Origin of the sequence: Streptomyces sp. NPDC096176, from assembly GCF_044763255.1 — a bacterium.
GTDB lineage: Bacteria > Actinomycetota > Actinomycetes > Streptomycetales > Streptomycetaceae > Streptomyces.
This window is the reverse complement of the sequence record NZ_JBIWFV010000015.1, coordinates 57,959-74,743: the sequence shown is the minus strand read 5'-3', so window position 1 is coordinate 74,743 and position 16,785 is coordinate 57,959. Positions and strand designations below refer to the sequence as shown.

The 16,785-nt window shown below is 71.3% G+C and carries 13 protein-coding genes; 5 read left to right on the top strand and 8 right to left on the bottom strand.

The window, feature by feature from the left end:
- Nucleotides 1–401: 401 nt before the first annotated feature.
- On the bottom strand, nucleotides 402–725 hold the full coding sequence (locus ACIQ7Q_RS30720; protein WP_403869270.1) for a DUF5955 family protein: 324 nt from the start codon (nucleotides 723–725) through the stop codon (nucleotides 402–404).
- 119 nt (nucleotides 726–844) lie between these two features.
- Nucleotides 845–2,713 (bottom strand): serine/threonine-protein kinase, encoded by a 1,869-nt coding sequence (locus tag ACIQ7Q_RS30715; protein ID WP_403869267.1) that lies wholly within the window; start codon nucleotides 2,711–2,713, stop codon nucleotides 845–847.
- Nucleotides 2,714–2,903: 190 nt separating this feature from the next.
- On the opposite strand from ACIQ7Q_RS30715, the gene ACIQ7Q_RS30710 reads away from it, so the two are divergent.
- Both ACIQ7Q_RS30710 and aceB read left to right on the top strand, forming a co-directional pair.
- Complete coding sequence (locus ACIQ7Q_RS30710; RefSeq protein WP_403869264.1) at nucleotides 2,904–3,518, top strand: NTP transferase domain-containing protein; 615 nt, start codon at nucleotides 2,904–2,906, stop codon at nucleotides 3,516–3,518.
- A gap of 237 nt (nucleotides 3,519–3,755) precedes the next feature.
- Nucleotides 3,756–5,378, top strand: a complete 1,623-nt coding sequence (aceB, locus tag ACIQ7Q_RS30705) for a malate synthase A (RefSeq protein ID WP_403869262.1) — start codon at nucleotides 3,756–3,758, stop codon at nucleotides 5,376–5,378.
- Nucleotides 5,379–5,470: 92 nt separating this feature from the next.
- On the opposite strand, the gene ACIQ7Q_RS30700 is transcribed toward aceB, so the two are convergent.
- Complete coding sequence (locus ACIQ7Q_RS30700) at nucleotides 5,471–8,092, bottom strand: MXAN_6230/SCO0854 family RING domain-containing protein (protein WP_403869259.1); 2,622 nt, start codon at nucleotides 8,090–8,092, stop codon at nucleotides 5,471–5,473.
- 368 nt (nucleotides 8,093–8,460) lie between these two features.
- Entirely contained in the window at nucleotides 8,461–9,369 is a 909-nt protein-coding gene (locus tag ACIQ7Q_RS30695; protein ID WP_403869256.1) for an NAD(P)-dependent oxidoreductase, read from the bottom strand.
- 85 nt (nucleotides 9,370–9,454) lie between these two features.
- Here ACIQ7Q_RS30695 and ACIQ7Q_RS30690 point away from each other — a divergent pair, with 85 nt between their 5' ends.
- The gene (locus ACIQ7Q_RS30690) at nucleotides 9,455–9,835 is read left to right on the top strand and encodes a winged helix-turn-helix transcriptional regulator (RefSeq protein ID WP_403869253.1); all 381 of its coding nucleotides are present in this window, start codon (nucleotides 9,455–9,457) and stop codon (nucleotides 9,833–9,835) included.
- 138 nt (nucleotides 9,836–9,973) lie between these two features.
- Here ACIQ7Q_RS30690 and ACIQ7Q_RS30685 read toward each other — a convergent pair whose 3' ends face one another.
- Nucleotides 9,974–10,918, bottom strand: coding sequence for a helix-turn-helix domain-containing protein (locus tag ACIQ7Q_RS30685; RefSeq protein WP_403869251.1), 945 nt, complete (start codon nucleotides 10,916–10,918; stop codon nucleotides 9,974–9,976).
- A gap of 100 nt (nucleotides 10,919–11,018) precedes the next feature.
- On the opposite strand from ACIQ7Q_RS30685, the gene ACIQ7Q_RS30680 reads away from it, so the two are divergent.
- Entirely contained in the window at nucleotides 11,019–12,047 is a 1,029-nt protein-coding gene (locus ACIQ7Q_RS30680) for a saccharopine dehydrogenase family protein (protein WP_403869249.1), read from the top strand.
- A gap of 637 nt (nucleotides 12,048–12,684) precedes the next feature.
- Nucleotides 12,685–13,263: a DUF1062 domain-containing protein gene (locus tag ACIQ7Q_RS30675; RefSeq protein WP_403869246.1), complete on the top strand. Its 579-nt coding sequence runs from the start codon at nucleotides 12,685–12,687 to the stop codon at nucleotides 13,261–13,263.
- A gap of 3 nt (nucleotides 13,264–13,266) precedes the next feature.
- On the opposite strand, the gene ACIQ7Q_RS30670 is transcribed toward ACIQ7Q_RS30675, so the two are convergent.
- The 3 genes from ACIQ7Q_RS30670 to ACIQ7Q_RS30660 all read right to left on the bottom strand — a co-directional run bounded on the left by ACIQ7Q_RS30670 (nucleotide 13,267) and on the right by ACIQ7Q_RS30660 (nucleotide 16,454).
- Complete coding sequence (locus tag ACIQ7Q_RS30670) at nucleotides 13,267–13,977, bottom strand: MOSC domain-containing protein (RefSeq protein WP_403869243.1); 711 nt, start codon at nucleotides 13,975–13,977, stop codon at nucleotides 13,267–13,269.
- Between the two features lie 62 nt (nucleotides 13,978–14,039).
- Nucleotides 14,040–15,455, bottom strand: a complete 1,416-nt coding sequence (locus ACIQ7Q_RS30665; RefSeq protein WP_403869240.1) for an amidase — start codon at nucleotides 15,453–15,455, stop codon at nucleotides 14,040–14,042.
- A 288-nt stretch (nucleotides 15,456–15,743) separates the two neighbouring features.
- A complete protein-coding gene (locus tag ACIQ7Q_RS30660; RefSeq protein ID WP_403869238.1) occupies nucleotides 15,744–16,454 on the bottom strand; it encodes a hypothetical protein in 711 nt (236 codons plus the stop codon).
- Nucleotides 16,455–16,785: the final 331 nt, after the last annotated feature.

Sequence of the window (16,785 nt, the reverse complement as noted above, 5' to 3'; positions counted from 1 at the left end):
CCTCAGTGCGGGGGGGGTGCCCCGCCCCGGACCCGAGCCGCGCTCGCGCGGCGTTTCGGGGGCTCGCCCCCTGCGCCGGGCGGCGCGGGGGGCGAGCCCTGCGGAGCTCCATGCCCCACATGCCGGCGCCGGCAGGTGGGCGCGGCCATGGCACGGCGGACGCGGAGGCACCTCGACGGGCTTGACCGGCACGACGCCCCCGACGGGCGGGCGGCGAGCCCGCCCGGACACACGGCGCCCGGTCGCGGCGCCGGGCGGCCCGGACACCCCGGAACCCGCACGGCGGCGTCGGCTCGTCGGTGCGGCTGACGGTCAGTACGGCGGACGGTCAGCGCGGCCCGACACACCGCCCGCGGCGACGCCCATGCATGGATGCCGCCCCCTCCAGCCCGCCGGGAGCCTCACGCGCCGCGCTGGGGCGGGATCTCGCCGAAGAGGTCCACCGCGGCGCGGACCTGCATGAGGGCGGGCGAGAGTGCGCTCACCGATCCGATCGCGCCGGCGATCAGCAGCAGGGAGCGGCGCATCCGTGGAATCTCCGGATTGCCCGCGGCCACCATCGCCGCCAGCACGGCCAGTTCGTCCTCTGCGATTCCCCGGTCGCTGAACTCGACCGGGTGTCCCGCCAGTTCTCGGCGGAGGCGGGCGACGGCAGCTCGTAACTCCGCCGCTCTCGGATCCTCGCCGCTCCCTGCCACCCGCGTCTGCCCCACGCTCCGCAACAAAGCCCAGCCCCCTCACACGTCCCTGTCCCCGCCCGACGCACCGCGGCGGGGAACCCACCGCGGGGTGCGGGCCAGTAAACGCCATGCGGCCCGCGAGGCGCCAGCGTGGGGACAAGAATTCAGTCGGTGGGCTGAACGGAGTCGATCGCTCCGCGCCAGAGCGTCACATCGAGCGAGATGTAGTGGCTGGGGTCGTTCGCGGGCGACTTCCCCTGGAACGTCACCAGGCCCACGTTTCCGGACTCGCTCAGAACACAGAACTTCGCGCCCTTCGAGAGGTTGTCGACCTCGAACTGTGTGGCGAAGCGGGTCTCGCTGCGGCATGTCGCCAGGTCGGCGGTCTGGCCGGTGCGGAGCAGCACGAGCTTGGCGTTCCTCGCCTCGATCGTGCTGATGAGGTGCTCGTACTCGAAGTCCAGGCTGCCGCCGTCCTCGGACGAGACCGGCTTGATCGGATCGTGGCCGAGGTTGATGCCGTAGTCGTCCGTCACGTCGAGGCCGGTGAACGTCTCGGGCGTCGGATCCGGCACCGGCTCGTTCGGCGGCGCGTCCACGCTGTCGCCGCTTGCGTCGTCGCCCGACGGCGTGGTGTCCGGCGTGGAGCCCTGCTTGTCGTTGCCGGTCTCGCCCTGCCCCTGGCTCTGCTTGTCCTTGCCCTTGTCGCCGTCGGACAGCGCGAGATAGGCTCCGCCGCCCACGGCGCCGCCCAGCACCAACGTAGCCGCGACGGCGATCGCGAGGTTGCGCGCCGTCTTCTTCTTGGGAGCGGCGGCAGGCGCGACAGGTCCGGTGCCGTACGGCACGGGACCACTGTGCTGCGGATGGCCGGCCGTCTGCGGATAGCCGTATCCCGTCGGCGTCTGCGGTGCGGCCGCCTGGGGGTAGCCGTACGTCGGCTGCACGTGCGCCGGGGTCTGTCCTTGCGGGTACGCGGGCTGCGTGGCTTGGTACGGCCCGGGACCGAAACCGGGCGGCGGGGTCGACGGCGCCGCGTGCGCGGTGGGCATATGTGTGGGTGCCGCGGCCGGGTTCGTCGCGGCCGGCGGCTGCCCCGCGGGCGGCGTCGCGGGTGGGGCGGGCGCGGCCTTGCGGGTGGTGATCTCGGCGGCCACCACGCTCGGCAGCCACTCCTCCGGGCGGCGCAGCACCGTTTCGCCGTTGGCGGTCTGACAGATGTTCAGGATGTCGGCGACCGAGGGCCGTCCGTCCGGCTCCTTGACCATGCAGCGTGTCACCAACTCGCGCAGCTGCTCGGGGAGTTCGCTGAGGTCGGGCTCCTCGTGCACGATCCGGTAGAGCACACCGTGCGACGTACCCTCGCCGAACGCCGCCCGGCCGGTGGCCGCGTACGCGGCGATCTGGCCGAGCGCGAAGATGTCGGTGGCGGCGGTGACATGGCTGCCGGCCGCCTGCTCGGGCGCCATGAAGGAGGGCGTTCCGATGGTGACGCCGCTGCTGGTGAGCGACGTGGCGTCGGCGGCGCGGGCGATGCCGAAGTCGATGACGCGCGGCCCGTCGGCGGCGAGCAGGACGTTGGCCGGCTTGAGGTCGCGGTGGACGATGCCCGCCCCGTGGATGACATGCAGCGCCTCCGCGACACCGGCGACCAGCAGCAGCACGGTCTCCACGGGCAGCTTGCCGTGCGTGGCCACGGCGTCCGCGAGGGAGGGGCCGGGGACGTAGGCGGTGGCGAGCCAGGGCTGTTCGGCCTCGGCGTCGGCGTCGATGACCGGTGCGGTGAACAGGCCCTGCACCCGCTGGGCGGCCTGCACTTCCTGTGCGAACCGGCGGCGGAACTCTGCGTCCTGGGCGAAGTCGGGTCGGATCACCTTGATCGCGACGGCCCGGCCACCGGGCGTGTAGGACAGATAGACCTTGCCCATACCGCCGGCTCCGAGGCGAGCGGCGAGCTTGTATCCGGCGACGTTCTTCGGATCGTCCTCGCCCAGTGGCTGAAAGACCGTTCCCTGCTGTGCGCGGCCACTCATCGACTCTTGTCCCCCATGGCGAACCTCATTATTGATGGTGCACCTTATCCAAGGTCGCACCCAGCTCTCCACGTCGGACGACGTGCGCTGTGCGGGTGGTTGCAGATTGGCGTGGACAACCCTCGTCCGGGCGCAGCGAGACAACCACGTTCGGCCGTGCATTCGCCCGCTTATGGGATAGGGAGTCCCCATGCCATCACCCCGGAACCTTGCGACCCGTCAGAAGCCGGTCGTCGCCGGATTGTTGCTCGCGGCGGGCGGCGGGCGGCGGCTCGGCGGCCGGCCCAAGGCGCTGCTGGAGCACCACGGCAGGCCGCTCGTCGAGCACGCCGTGCGGACGTTGCGGGAGGGCGGCTGCGACCCGGTGCATGTGGTGCTGGGCGCGGCGGCGGACCGGGTACGCGAGGAGGCGGAGCTGTCGGGGTGCATGGTGCGGGACAACCCGGAGTGGGAGGAGGGGATGGGCTCCTCCCTGCGGGTGGGTCTCGCGTCGCTCGGCTCCGCGGACGCCGCCCTGGTCCTCCTCGTGGACCAGCCGGGCATCGGCGCCGAGGCGGTGGCGCGGGTCCGTGCGGCGTACCGGTCGCGCTCGTCGTTGGCGGCGGCGGCCTTCGGGGGGCGGCGCGGACATCCGGTGCTCTTCGGCGCGGACCGCTGGGCGGACGTCTCGGCGACCGCGACGGGCGACCGGGGCGCCCGCGCTTATCTGAAGGCGCATGCCGACGCGATCACGCTGGTGGAGTGCGGCGACGTCGCCGAGGAGTACGACATCGACACGCCCGACGATCTGCGACACCTTCGGTGAACGGTGTGGCACGGTGCGCCATGTTCTGTCGACTCGGAGAATCTCGACATCAACAAACTATTGAACTTCCACCATGCGGTAACTACTATCCACTGTTCAGAAGCGCCTAACCATGCGAACGGCGCCCCACGGCCGTACCTCGGAGCCAAGGCACTGAGTGCCGTTCACTGGCGTCCCGGCGGCCGCACGGCGCCGCGAGGCATCACCCGTGAAGCTCGCTGAAGGAAGTGACAGCTCATGTCCGCACCAGCGCCGTCCTCGTCGGCCATCGTCGAAGCCGAGCCCCTGCCCCGGCAGGAAGAGGTCCTCACCGAGGCGGCCCTCGCGTTCCTCGCGGAGCTGCACAGGCGTTTCACCCCACGCCGTGACGAGCTGCTCGCCCGCCGGGCCGAGCGCCGCGCCGAGATCGCCCGCACCTCCACGCTGGACTTCCTCCCGGAGACCGCGGCGATCCGCGCGGACGACTCCTGGAAGGTCGCCCCCGCCCCGGCGGCCCTCGACGACCGCCGCGTGGAGATCACCGGACCCACCGACCGCAAGATGACCATCAACGCCCTGAACTCGGGCGCCAGGGTCTGGCTCGCCGACTTCGAGGACGCGTCCGCTCCCACCTGGGAGAACGTCGTCCTCGGCCAGCTCAACCTCATCGACGCGTACGAGCGCCGGATCGACTTCACCGACCCGAAGTCGGGCAGGTCGTACGCTCTCAAGCCTGCTGGGGAACTCGCGACCGTCGTGATGCGCCCCCGCGGCTGGCACCTCGCGGAGCGCCACCTCACCGTGGACGGCACCCCCGTCCCCGGTGCCCTGGTGGACTTCGGCCTGTACTTCTTCCACAACGCCAAGCGCCTGCTCGACCTCGGCAAGGGGCCGTACTTCTACCTGCCGAAGACGGAGTCGCACCTCGAGGCCCGTCTGTGGAACGACACCTTCGTCTTCGCCCAGGACTACGTCGGCATCCCCCAGGGCACGGTCCGCGCCACCGTCCTGATCGAGACGATCACGGCCGCCTACGAGATGGAGGAGATCCTCTACGAGCTCCGCGACCACGCCTCCGGCCTGAACGCCGGCCGCTGGGACTACCTCTTCTCCATCGTCAAGAACTTCCGTGACGGCGGCGAGAAGTTCGTGCTCCCGGACCGCAACGCGGTGACGATGACGGCCCCGTTCATGCGCGCGTACACCGAACTCCTCGTCCGCACCTGCCACAAGCGCGGCGCCCACGCGATCGGCGGCATGGCAGCCTTCATCCCGTCCCGCCGCGACGCCGAGGTCAACCGCGTGGCGTTCGAGAAGGTCAAGGCCGACAAGGACCGTGAGGCCGGCGACGGCTTCGACGGCTCCTGGGTCGCCCACCCGGACCTGGTCCCCATCGCGATGAACTCCTTCGACGCGGTCCTCGGCGACAAGCCCAACCAGAAGGACCGCCTGCGCGAAGACGTCTCGGTCGCGGCGGGCGACCTGATCGCCATCGACTCCCTCGACGCCAGGCCCACCTACGAGGGCCTGCGCAACGCCGTCCAGGTCGGCACCCGCTACATCGAGGCCTGGCTGCGCGGCCTTGGCGCGGTCGCCATCTTCAACCTCATGGAGGACGCCGCGACGGCGGAGATCTCCCGCTCCCAGATCTGGCAGTGGATCAACGCGGGCGTCGTCTTCGAGAACGGCGAACGCGCCACCCCGGACCTCGTGAAGAAGGTCGCGGCAGAGGAACTGGCCGCGATCCGCGAGGAGCTCGGCGAGGAGGCGTTCGCGTCCGGCAACTGGCAACAGGCGCACGACCTGCTGCTGAAGGTGGCACTCGACGAGAAGTACGAGGACTTCCTCACGCTGCCCGCGTACGAGCAACTGGTCGGCTGACCCGGCCTTCCGGCTTAGCACCGCCCCCGGTACCGCACAGCACCGGGGGCGGCGCGCTGCGCGGGCCGGGTCGTCGCGGCCCGCCCCGCCGGTCAGGGGGCCAGCGCCGTGACCATGTCGGCGGCGGCCAGCAGTCGTACGCGGGAGGCGTCCAGGCGCAGCGGGTGCAGGGCCAACACCTCGCCGCCGTCCGCCGCTTCGATGTCCCCGCGGAGCAGGTACGCCAGCTCGGGCCGGGCACCCGGCTCGTACGTGCCCGTGTCGGTGTTCGTCCCGTCGGTGTCCGGTGAGCCGATACGTGCGGCGAAGGCGGCCACGTCCTCGTCGTCCCGCCGCCGGTAGGCGCTCCGCGAGCCGTCCGTGTGCCGCACGACGACCGTGGACGCCCGCGCCGCCGACTGCCACACCGCCAGCTCGCCGAGGCCGACCCGGGCGCCGGATGCGAACAGTTCCGTCAGCCGGTGCGCGAGCGTGGCCAGCGCGTCGGCGTGCCGCCACACGGCGTGCTGAGTGCCGGTGACGCCCTTGACGACGTCCAGCCACCGCATGGTCCTGGCCTGCATGTCGAGGACGAGCGGTACACAGGCACGGTTGCTGCCGGTCAGGTCGAAGCGCTGCTCGACGGAGCGGGGCTCGAACACCGGGCCGGCGTTGCCGGGACCGTCCCGCAGCATGAGCCCGGCGAAGGCCTCCGCCAGGTCACCGAAGGGCACGTTGTTGTACGAGTACACAACGGCGACCACATAGCGCACCCCTGCGGCGTCGAGCCGGTCCAGGTCGAGATCGACGAACTCGCTCGCGCCGAGCGGGGGCGGCGCGTCCTGAAGGTCTCCCGAGTGCACGGCGGCAGCGGTGGCGAACCTCAGCCGGGTGTAGTCGCAGACCCCGATGTGCCGCCAGTCCGCGTCGAACATCGCGGCGGAGAGGTCCAGGTCGGTGCGCCCCGAGTCGGCGCTCTCCATCCAGTGCAGGAACAGGCGCAGCGTCCTGCCGTCCGGCACTGCCAGTTCGCTGCCGCGGGGCAGCGTCACCAGGGCGCGGGACGCGGTCCGTTCGGCGAACGGCGCGATCACCCCGTCCAGCGTCGCGTCGACCACCGCGGTCGCCACGGGTGCGGCGCGACCGGCCCGGCGCAGGATCTCCCCCGTCAGGACGTCGACCACCGGCCGCACCAGGGCGTGCGGCAGCGCGTCCCGGTGATCGTCGGTCACATGGGCCTTCGCGGACGCGCCCTTCGGGAAGAAGACCCGCACCGTGTGGTCCCGCGTGCGGGTACGGATCGCGCCGAGCGCGGACAGCACGACCGCCGGTGCGACCCGTGCGACGGTTCGCTCCACTGCGGCCACCACCGCCGCAGGGCCGTCCTTGTCATCCCCGGCAGCGGCGAGGCGCATCAGATGGTCGAGGCGGCGGACGAGTTCGCCGGGGCGCCGTTCGAGCAGGGTGAGCGCGGTGGCGAGTTCGCCGTCGGCGAGGGCGGCTTCGACCTGGCCGCCCCAGCCGCGGGCCGTGACCGCCGGCCCATCGGCGTCGATGCCGTCGACCGTCGCGGCGGCGGCGCGCAGGGCGGCGGACAGGCGGTCGTCGCCGAGCCGTGTGCCGCGCAGTACCGCGAAGGCGAGGGCGGCGCGCGGGAAGCGGTCCGTGTGCTCGAAGGGGTGCAGGAGCTCCGCCGCATGGATCCAGGCACGCCGGTGCCGCCGCATGTCCTGGGCGGCCTGCCCGGGGTCGAGCGCGTCGAGGACGGACAGCAGGGCGCGGCGCAGGGGCCGGGCGACGGGAGCGAACCGCGGAATCTCCACGAGCCCGGCGTCACCGCCGGAGCGCAGCACCAGCACACGCAGCACGTCGGTGGCGGTGTTGACGAGCCCGGCCACGACGGGAAGCGTGTCCGGCAGAGCCGCCGGTTCGGCGAGCAGCCAGGTGACGAGGCGCGCCTTCGACTCACGGCCCGGCACGGTGGTGGGCAGCCGGCCGAGGTCGTCGCGGGAGCGTGCGTCGAGCAGCGCATCCAGGTCGTCCGCGTCCTGCGGGGACAGCGCACCGGTGCGGGCGAGCAACACGTCCAGTTCACGTGCGGCGTCGGCCTGGCTGTCGGCGAAGTCTCCGCCGTACGTCAGCAGACGCAGCCGCTGGGGCGGCCCACCACGCCCGGACAGCGTGCGGCGCGGACGCCGGGGGCGCAGGAAGGGATCCGCGGGGTCGATGCGCCGTTCGCACACGGGGCAGGCCGAGAAGTCCGCGCCGTCGAAGCAGGCGCCGCACACGAGATGGGCGCAGGGCGCGACGGGAACGACGGAGTCCACCGTGCCGCACAGGACGCACGGCTGCTCCGGGCGCTGGAAGAGCACGCTGAGCACCCGCTCGACGTAATGCCCGTAGGTGTCGTGCGGCGTGCTGTCGGGGAAGTCGCGCAGCAGCGGCTCATGCGGCCGGTCCGCGCCCAGGGCACGGTCGATGTCATGGAGCAGCGCCCGACCGACACTCCCGAGGGCACGCGCGTCGAGCGCGGCGAACGCGGCGCGCAGCGCCGGGGCCACCAGGTAGCCGCGGTCGGCGAGGTCGGCTTCGATCAGCGCCGCACCCCGCTCACCGGCCGGATCGGCCACGGCGGCCGGCAGGTAGACCGCGTCCCGGCGTTCGAGGAGCACGGCGGCGAGGCTGCGCGGACGGGCGGCAGTTGCTTCGCGGACGGTGACGATGCTGCTGGACATGTGTGGCTCTCCCCCTCCCCGGACGACCGGGTGATGCGCGGGGCGGGAAGTGAGCACGCTGTTTCATCAGAAGAAGGTGAGAAGGAAGCACACTCGAGAGCCGCCCCGCGCACGACGAACCTAACAGGGGGAGGGCGGCTGATCATGTGGTTTTCAGGGGCATGCGTCTCTCTGTCGGCTCCCACCGGTCCGCGGCGTCCGGCGGCGGTCGCGGCGTCCGGCGGCCTGCGGGAGGGCAGTTACGCCCGAGCCGCCACCGGGACGCCCCGATCCTTCGACTGCGCATGAACCATCCGGTGAGCACCGACGGGACAATGCCGCAAGTGTGCGGGCTGTTTGGGGCCCACCCCGAGCTCCGCATCCGTCGGTCAGCGTGGTTCTCGGATACCGTCGATGATGCGGGTCCAGTTGTCGCCGCCGTGTCCGTCCTCGATCGCGCGCCGGTAGTGGTCCTGGATGGCCAGGGGGAGCGCGAGGTCGAGGCCGAGAGACGTGCTTGTCTCGACGATGTGGTCGGCCGTCGCGCCCATCATGGTGACGGTGCTGAGGTCGCCGGGGTGCTCTCCGGCATCCAGTCCGGCGCCCAGGGTCGTTTCGCCGGCCCTCAGCATGTCGCCGATCGAGTCCGTGAGGGCGAGCAACTCCGGTAGTACTTCCTGGGCCTTCATGCCCGCGGTGCCCAGCATTGCGGTGGCATGCATCAGCCCGGACAGGGTGGTGAGGAACACCGCGAGGTTGGCTTGGTACATCATCTGCGCGAGGCCCGGGTCCTCGCCGAGATACTTCGGTGCGCCGAGCAGCTCCAACGCCGCCCGGTGGCGATTCACGGCCTCCTCGGGGCCGCTGTAGTAGATGTAGGCCGCCTCCGTGCCGACCATGGGCGCCGGCGCCATGACGCCGCCGGTGAGGAAGGCGGCGTCGTGGCCTGCTGCCCACGTTGCTGCCTCGCGGGTGCGGTCGGGAGTGTCCGAGCTGAGGTTGACAAGCGTCCGGCCGGCGAGCGATCCGGTGGCGCTGCCGAGGATGTCGTACATCGCCTGGTAGTCGGTGAGGCTGAGGATGACCAACTCGCCCGCTTCGACCGCCTCGCGCGGTGTCGCCGCGAGCGTCGCTCCGTCGGCGACGACGCCGTCGGCCCGGGAGGCCGTGCGGTTCCAGACGGTGACCTGGTGGCCACGGGCGAGGAGGGTCCGGGTCATGGCCTGTCCCATCGGGCCCAGCCCGATCACGGTGACAGCGCTGCCCTGCGAGGTGTCGTGCTTCTGTCGTTCGTTCACACCCCCATGCTCGGAGAGTGCCACTATTCTCGGAAGTACCCACTAATTACTGCGGTACTTACCTTTTCGTAAGGGGCGATCAGTGATGGCAAACGCGCCGAGGTGCGGGCCTTACATCTGCGGCATCGACGCCGCGCTCGACGTGGTGAGCGGCAAGTGGAAGGGGCTGATCCTCTGGGAACTCGACACCCATCGCGTACGCCGCTTCGCCGAGCTCCGCCGCGGTCTGCCGGGCGTCAGCGAGAAGATGCTGACTCAGCATCTGCGCGAGATGGAGGCAGACGGCCTCGTGCACCGGAAGGTCTATGCCGAGGTGCCGCCACGGGTCGAGTACTCCCTGACCGAGCACGGGCACACGCTCAACAAAGCGCTCGAACCGCTCGGCGCCTGGGGGACCGAGCGGATCCGTCGCGATGGCTCTGAGGTGGTCGAGGTGGCCGAGGTGGCCGAGCCCTCACACCGCTAGCTGCGGACGGGGTGCGTGGGAACTCACCGCCGGTCCTTGAGACCGGAGCACTCGGCGGCCGGACCGCACGCCGGACGCACTGCACGCGCCGCGGCCGACCAGGCGCGGGAGGGCGCGGCGGCGTCGAGGCCGGCCCGGTCAGCGGGTCCGCGCGCGGAAGGTACGGCGGTAGGTGTCCGGGGGAACACCGACCGTACGGTTGAAGTGGCGGCGCAGCGTCGTGGCGGTACCCATGCCGGTGGCGGCTGCGATGGTGTCGACGCTGTCGTCGGCTTTCTCCAGCAGTTCCTGGGCGCGGCGGATCCGCTGGGTCAGCAGCCATTGCAGCGGGGTGGTGCCGGTCGCCGCTCTGAAGTGGCGGGTCAGGTGGCGCGAGCTCATCCGTGCCCGGCGGGCCAGGTCCTCGACTGTCAGCGCCTGGTCGAGCCGTTCGAGGATCCAGGGGAACAGTGCGGCGAGCGGGTGGTCGTCCTGGGCGGGCACCGGGGTGGTGACGAACTGGGCCTGGCCGCCCGCCCGGTGCGGTGGTACGACGAGGCGTCGGGCGACGGCGTTGGCGATCGACGAGCCGTGGTCGAGGCGGACGAGGTGCAGGCAGAGGTCCAGCGCGGCGGCCTTGCCGGCGGAGGTGAGCACGCTGCCGTTGTCCACGTAGAGCACGTCCGGGTCGACCTGCACCCGGGGGTGGCGGGCCGCCAGGGCATCGGTGTGCGCCCAGTGCGTGGTTGCGCGCTTCCCGTCGAGCAGGCCGGCGGCGGCCAGCACGAACACGCCCGTACAGAGGGAGACCACACGCGCCCCCGCCTCGTGGGCCGCGCGCACCGCGTCGATCAAGTCGGCGGGGGGATCCTCGTCGACGTCGGCCCATCCGGGGACGATCACGGTATCGGCGTGCCGGAGCCGGTCGAGCCCGGAGTCGGGCTCGAGCAGGAATCGGCCGACCGGCAGGGCGACCGGCCCGCAGACGGTGACGTCGTACCAGGGGACCGTTACACCGGCCGGGGCGGCGGCGAACACCTCGTACGCCAGGGACAGTTCGAAGTGCAGCATCCCGTCGGTGACGGCCAGCGCGACAGTACCCATGTCGGGAATTGTACGGGTCATGTCGTTCCAGACACTCACGGTCGGGGGCTCGCCCCCGACAGGATGTGCGCAGTCGATCATTCGAGCACGGGGAGAGGTCATGGGATCAGGGCAGACGATTGCGGTGTTCGGCGCGTACGGGCACACCGGGCGTTTCGTGGTGGCGGAGCTGCGGGAGCGCGGGTTCGTACCGGTTCTCTCCGGCCGCGACGCCGGCAAGCTGCAGGAATTGGCGGCATCCTGTCCCGGACTCGAGGCCCGGCCCGCGTCGGTCGACGATCCGGCCTCGCTCGACCGCGCGCTGGCCGGGGCGGCAACGGTGATCAACTGTGCCGGTCCCTTCGCGGCGACTGCCGCGCCCGTGATCGAGGCGGCCCTGCGGGCCGGGATCCCGTATGTGGACGTGGCGGCCGAAATCGAGGCCAACGCCGACACGTTCGCGGACTTCACGGAACGCGCCCGCGCCGCAGGAGCGGTGGTCGTCCCCGCAATGGCCTTCTTCGGCGCCCTCGGCGACCTGCTGACCACCGCGGCGATGGGCGACTGGACGTCGGCCGACGAGGCGCACGTCGCGTACGGGCTGAGCAGTTGGCAGCCCACCGGCGGGACGCGGTCCGCGGGCGCGGTCTCACGGCAGCGGCGGGGCGGCGCACGTGTCGTGTACAGGAACGGGCGGCTGGACTACCGCCAGGACGACGCGGCGACCCTCGAGTGGCCCTTCCCCGACCCGTTGGGCCCCAAGGAGGTCGTCGGGGAGTTCACGATGGCCGACGTCGTCACCATCCCCAGCCATCTGCCCATCCCCGAAGTGCGCACCTACATGACGGTCGAGGCGGCCAGGGAGGTGTCGGCCCCGGACACGCCGACTCCCACGGCGGTGGACGAGCAAGGGCGGTCCGCGCAGACCTTCCTCGTCGATGTCGTCGTGCGCTCCGGCGGCACCGAACGGCGCGCCGTGGCGAGCGGCCGGGACATCTACGCCGTCACCGCGCCGCTCGTGGTGGAAGCGGTCGACCGCATCCTCACGGGACGGACCAGGACGGTCGGCGTCGCCTCCGCCGGCGAGATCTTCGACGCGCCCGACTTCCTCCGCGCGCTGTCCTCACACATCGCCGTATCAACGCACTGAAAGATTGCGTCACTTCCCGCCTCCGGGGCGCGTGGACGGCGCGGCACCCGCCGCCTCCCGGTCGCCGGATGGGGAGGAACCGCGAGACGGGCGGCGGGAGGATGTCGGTGGGCAGCGGGAGTCCCGCCGACATCAGCATCGCCGGCCAGTACACGGCGTGGAAGCGGATGACGCCTTGCCCACCGCATGGAAGCGCCGGTCGCTCCCCGTCCACCACCGGTCGAACGCCGCGTCCGCCGTGCCGTATCCGAGGCTGGTCACGTAGTTGGCGAGAGCGTCCCACGGACGAGGGCCGCCGTGGCACCGCACCACTGGCCAGGGTGCAGTGAGCACCGTGAGGGACGTGTCCGTCTCGTCGGTGCCGATCGAGCACATGCTGCTCCTTCGGGCGGAGTCCGGCGAAGGCCGCTTTGTGCCGGCCGGGTTGCGCCCGCGAACGCCGGCTCGAGCGGCCGCTCGAAAACCAGTGGAACAGCGCTGTTGTGCGCCATTACCGTGCTGCCGAACCAATTCGTCTGGTCAAGGACGTGCCGTTGTACACCCTGTGAGACCTCCCGAGCGCTGAATCGTCGCGCGTCGCGCATGTGCGCCGCGCTCCTTTTTGCTGCGGACTTCTCACTGAAACCGGTGTACTTCTGTGCTCGCAACCTGGGTAGTTGTGCCCACCTGCCTGCCGCTCGTTCTCCGCCGTTGCCGCGCGTGCGCGTCCGAGCGCTTCCGGGCAAGCGGTAAATTTCGCGTCAACGCACATCACAAGCTCATCGACGCCTGGCTCCTCGCGCTCTGCACCGCTTGCGGGGAAACGGCAAAGCGCACGGTTATGGAGCGGTTGAATGTGCGCTCCGTACGACCTGAGCTGCTGGACCGGCTGCATGACAACGACCCTGGCCTGACGTCTGAGCTGCTCCAGGATCCGGTCGTACGGCGCCGTAATCGCATCACCCTCGACTGGGACAACGCCTGGCGCCTCGACACCGGCGGATCGGATCACCTGGGCCGCGAGGTGATCGACGTCTCGGCCCGCAGCGCGGATCCATGTCCGGCCGGCCCGGCAGGCCGGCCACCAGACGGCGGGCCTCCGTCAGTCGACGACGACCTTGCACCACACCGAGGACGCCTTGGCTTCTTCGACGGCCGCCTGCACGAGGTCCGCTTCACTCACGTCACGCCCGAAGCCCGGAATGAAGCGGCCCGGAACGAGATCCACTTTCGATGAACCCTAGAGCAGAACGAGGGAGTCTCCGGCCCGCACCTGGCCTGGTGACACGACCGTGGCAAGCCCGTCCAACCGCATGTCGTGCGCTTTCGTGATGGCCCGCAATACCAGCGGCGAGTGGGGGAGGTCCTGCTGAGCCTCGTTGGTCATCACACATCGCTCACTCGATCGCACGAACTCAATGCACACCGCGTCGCCGATCCGCGCCTTGCTCCCGAACCACTCGTCCTCCACGAACGGCGGGGTGCCTGGTGGTGTGCGTACCAGGAGGTTCGGCCGGAAGCGTCGCTCATCCACGGGAACATCGGGTACCGCCGAACGCACCCAGTCAAGGGTGGCCGTGGTCAACACGCTGACAGGCAGCTGGTCGAAGTGCGAGATTGCCCCCTCGCGGACTACCTCGACGTCCTCGCGACCGAGGTAGCGACGAAGGTAGGCACTCGGATCCGGTACCACTGCGCCTCGCGGGTCCAGCAGTTCAGGTTCACCGACGTCGTCCGCGTAGCGGGAACGCAGATGCAGCAGGCCCGGCATCCTGCGGAACCGACGAGTGTTCTTCCCCGAGCCGAACTTGCCCTGAGCGTCGCGCACCGCGAAGAGACGGTCGCCGACAAACCCCCTCGCCTCTACCTCCGCGCGGTGGAGCGACTCGCCCCCTGTCGACTTGATCGGATACCGCCAGATCCGTTCGATCACGCCTGCCTCGGTCATCATCCGGGTGAGGCTACAAGAGCGAGGACGTACTTACTTTCGATACACGCCCCAGTGGGGCCGCCTCAGAGGTCCTGGATACGGCGGAAGGGCCCGTCAGCTTCCAGCTCGAACGCGACCTCCAGCAGCGTGCGTTCGGCGCCCGGGCGGCCGGAGAACATGACGCCGATGGGCAGTCCGTCCGTCGTCGCGCTCGTGGCCGGCACCGAGATCGCCGGGGTCCCGACGACGTTGTTGATCGGTGTGAACGCGACGTACTCAAGGAGCCGTTCGATCAGCGTCGGGTAAGGGACGCCCGGGTTGAGGTGGCCGATCGGCGGCGTGGTGTGGGCGAGCACCGGGGAGAGGACGAGGTCGAGCCCGCGGAACGCCGCCGCGTACGCCTCCCGCGTACGCTTCAGCCGCCGCAGCACGCCCGGCGTGCGCTGCCAGCTCTTCAGGTACGTCTCGCGCAGTCCCCGGCTGAGGCCGTCCATGCGGCGCCGGTCGAAGTCCGTGCCGAGGGTGCGGCCGGTGACGCCGATCAGGAACGACACCAGCCCCCAGTAGGTGAGGAAGTCCTCGGTGAAGCGGGGATCGATCGCCAACTCCACCGGCTGCACGGTGTGGCCGAGCCGCACGAGCGTCGCCACCGTCTCCGTGACGGCCGCCCGGGTGGCTGCGTCGGATTGGACACCGTTCGGCGAGTCCAGCAGGAACCCGACACGCAACCGCCGCTCCGAGGGGCCTTCGACCAGGCCCACGGGCGGCAGCTTCGGGTTGCGCCAGTGGGTCTCGGCGGCGGCGAGGAACGCCGCGCTGTCCCGCACGGAACGGCTCACGATGCCGTCGGTGACGATGTCGATCGGAAGCTGACGGCCCTGCGCGTTCGGCACGACCCGGCCGCGGGTCGGCTTCAGCCCGACGAGTCCGCAGCAGGCGGCGGGGATGCGGATCGAGCCACCACCGTCGTTGGCGTGCGCGATCGGCACCGCCCCCGCCGCGACGAGCGCCGCGCTGCCGCCCGACGACCCGCCCGACGAGTGGCCGGTGTGCCACGGGTTGCGGACCGGCTCGGCGTCCTCGTACTCCGTGGTGGGGCTGAAGCCGAACTCGGGCAGCCGGGTCTTGCCGAGGACCGTGACGCCGCTGCTCAGGAACTGCCGGGCGAACGGCGCGTGCCGCCGCGCGGCCCGCGGCTCGAACGCGGCGCTGCCGTGTCCGGTGGGCAGCCCCAGGTAGTCGGTGTTGTCCTTGACGAAGGTCGGCACCCCGGCGAAAGCGGCGCCCGCCCCGGAGCCGATCGCCGGAACGTCGATGTGCACCTGGACGGCGTTGAGCCGGGCCTCCACCTCGCTGACGCGCGCCGCAGCGTCCCGAGCGACCTCTTCGGCACCGACCTCCCGCCGCCGGATCGCCTCGGCGAGCCCGACGGCGTCGTGCTCGCCGAGGGCGTCGTCCCGGAAGGCGTGCACCGTGGTCCGTTCCTCGGACGTCGTCACCGCTACCTCCGCAACCGAGCACCTGGACAGTTGGCCGCCATCATTCCTTACCGGTGAGTAGCACGCGAGGGTTTCGCGTCGGCGGAGGCGCCAACTGAGGCGTGATCGTCTGCCGTTGATCACCACCGCTCGGGCGGAAATCCTTCCCTGCAGGTCCACTGCGGGCGGCCCGAACACGCCGCATGCGCAAGGAGTTCTGGTCCCAACGGGAGCCGCAGCAGTGTGGGAAGCGAACGGCGAGGTGTCCGACAAGCTCGACGGCGACCGCTACCCGTGGACCGAGAGCGGTCAGCCTACGGCGGTCAGGGCGCGGTCGATGCGGCGGAGTACGTGCTTGTCCGTGATGTGCGCACGCAGCCTCTTCAGTTCGAGCCGGGCGTCCTCGCCGCCGATGCGCGCCAGTGCGGTCACGGCGGCCTCCGCGACCCTGACGGGGTTGCGGCCCAGAGCCGCCGCGCCGTCGAGGGTGGTCCGGACGAGCTGGGCCAGGCCGTCGCAGGTGTCCTCACTGGACGGCAGGAGCGACAGGAGCCAGGCGAGGGCCCGCAGGGAGTGGATGTTGTACGGGTCGTACGCGTTGGGGCCGTGCCAGCCCCGTAGCGGAACGCTCCGCTGTCGCCCCACCAGGCCGAACCACCGCAGAACATGGCGGCGGACCTGCTCCGGACCCGCCGCATCCAGGAGGCCCCGGCCAGTGCGGACCCAGGCTGCCGAGGGTCTGCTCGCGGAGACGGGGGCCCGGTGGGCGAGCAGTTGCTGCCAGGCCCCACCGCCGCGCACCGCGTCCTCGAGTGCCTGGTCCGCCCACGCGTCCCCCGGGTTGAGCACGGGGCCGGCGAAGCGGGTGAGCACGTCGCGCAATGCTGGCTCGTCGTGGTAGTCGAGGACGGTGCGTCGGAAGGCCGCAAGGACCGTCGGGCCGGGTGTCCGTCCGGCGGCGATCTCCGCGTCGGCGAGCTCCCACTCCCGATGGCCGGAGGCAACATACTCCCCAGCCACAACTGTCAGTTGGGCGCCGCTCGTCGGCCAGGAGGTCCGGGTCGAGATCGCGAACGACGCCCGTGGCCACGACGAGCAGCTCCGCCCGGAAGTAGGACAGATCCCGCTGGGCGATGTCACCGGTCCACTCGGCCTCGGGGTTGAGGTGCCATTGCGCCCAAGTGCGCGCCAGCTCCAGGCGGTCGCCGTCCGGCAGTTGCCGCAGCCGGGCCATGGCTTCCGGGCCTGGCCCGGTCATGGATCCGTTGCGCGCCGCCGCCTCCATCACGGCTCGGGCCAACCCGGACAGATCGCCGCGCTCGGCGAGTGCGCGTTGGCGCTCGGCCTGGGC

Bases quoted from the DNA above. Each gene is read 5' to 3' on its own strand.
- ACIQ7Q_RS30715 (WP_403869267.1), bottom strand. From the start codon at position 2,713: ATGAGTGGCCGCGCACAGCAGGGAACGGTCTTTCAGCCACTGGGCGAG.
- ACIQ7Q_RS30710 (WP_403869264.1), top strand. From the start codon at position 2,904: ATGCCATCACCCCGGAACCTTGCGACCCGTCAGAAGCCGGTCGTCGCC.
- aceB (WP_403869262.1), top strand. From the start codon at position 3,756: ATGTCCGCACCAGCGCCGTCCTCGTCGGCCATCGTCGAAGCCGAGCCC.
- ACIQ7Q_RS30700 (WP_403869259.1), bottom strand. From the start codon at position 8,092: ATGTCCAGCAGCATCGTCACCGTCCGCGAAGCAACTGCCGCCCGTCCG.
- ACIQ7Q_RS30690 (WP_403869253.1), top strand. From the start codon at position 9,455: ATGGCAAACGCGCCGAGGTGCGGGCCTTACATCTGCGGCATCGACGCC.
- ACIQ7Q_RS30685 (WP_403869251.1), bottom strand. From the start codon at position 10,918: ATGGGTACTGTCGCGCTGGCCGTCACCGACGGGATGCTGCACTTCGAA.
- ACIQ7Q_RS30680 (WP_403869249.1), top strand. From the start codon at position 11,019: ATGGGATCAGGGCAGACGATTGCGGTGTTCGGCGCGTACGGGCACACC.
- ACIQ7Q_RS30670 (WP_403869243.1), bottom strand. From the start codon at position 13,977: ATGATGACCGAGGCAGGCGTGATCGAACGGATCTGGCGGTATCCGATC.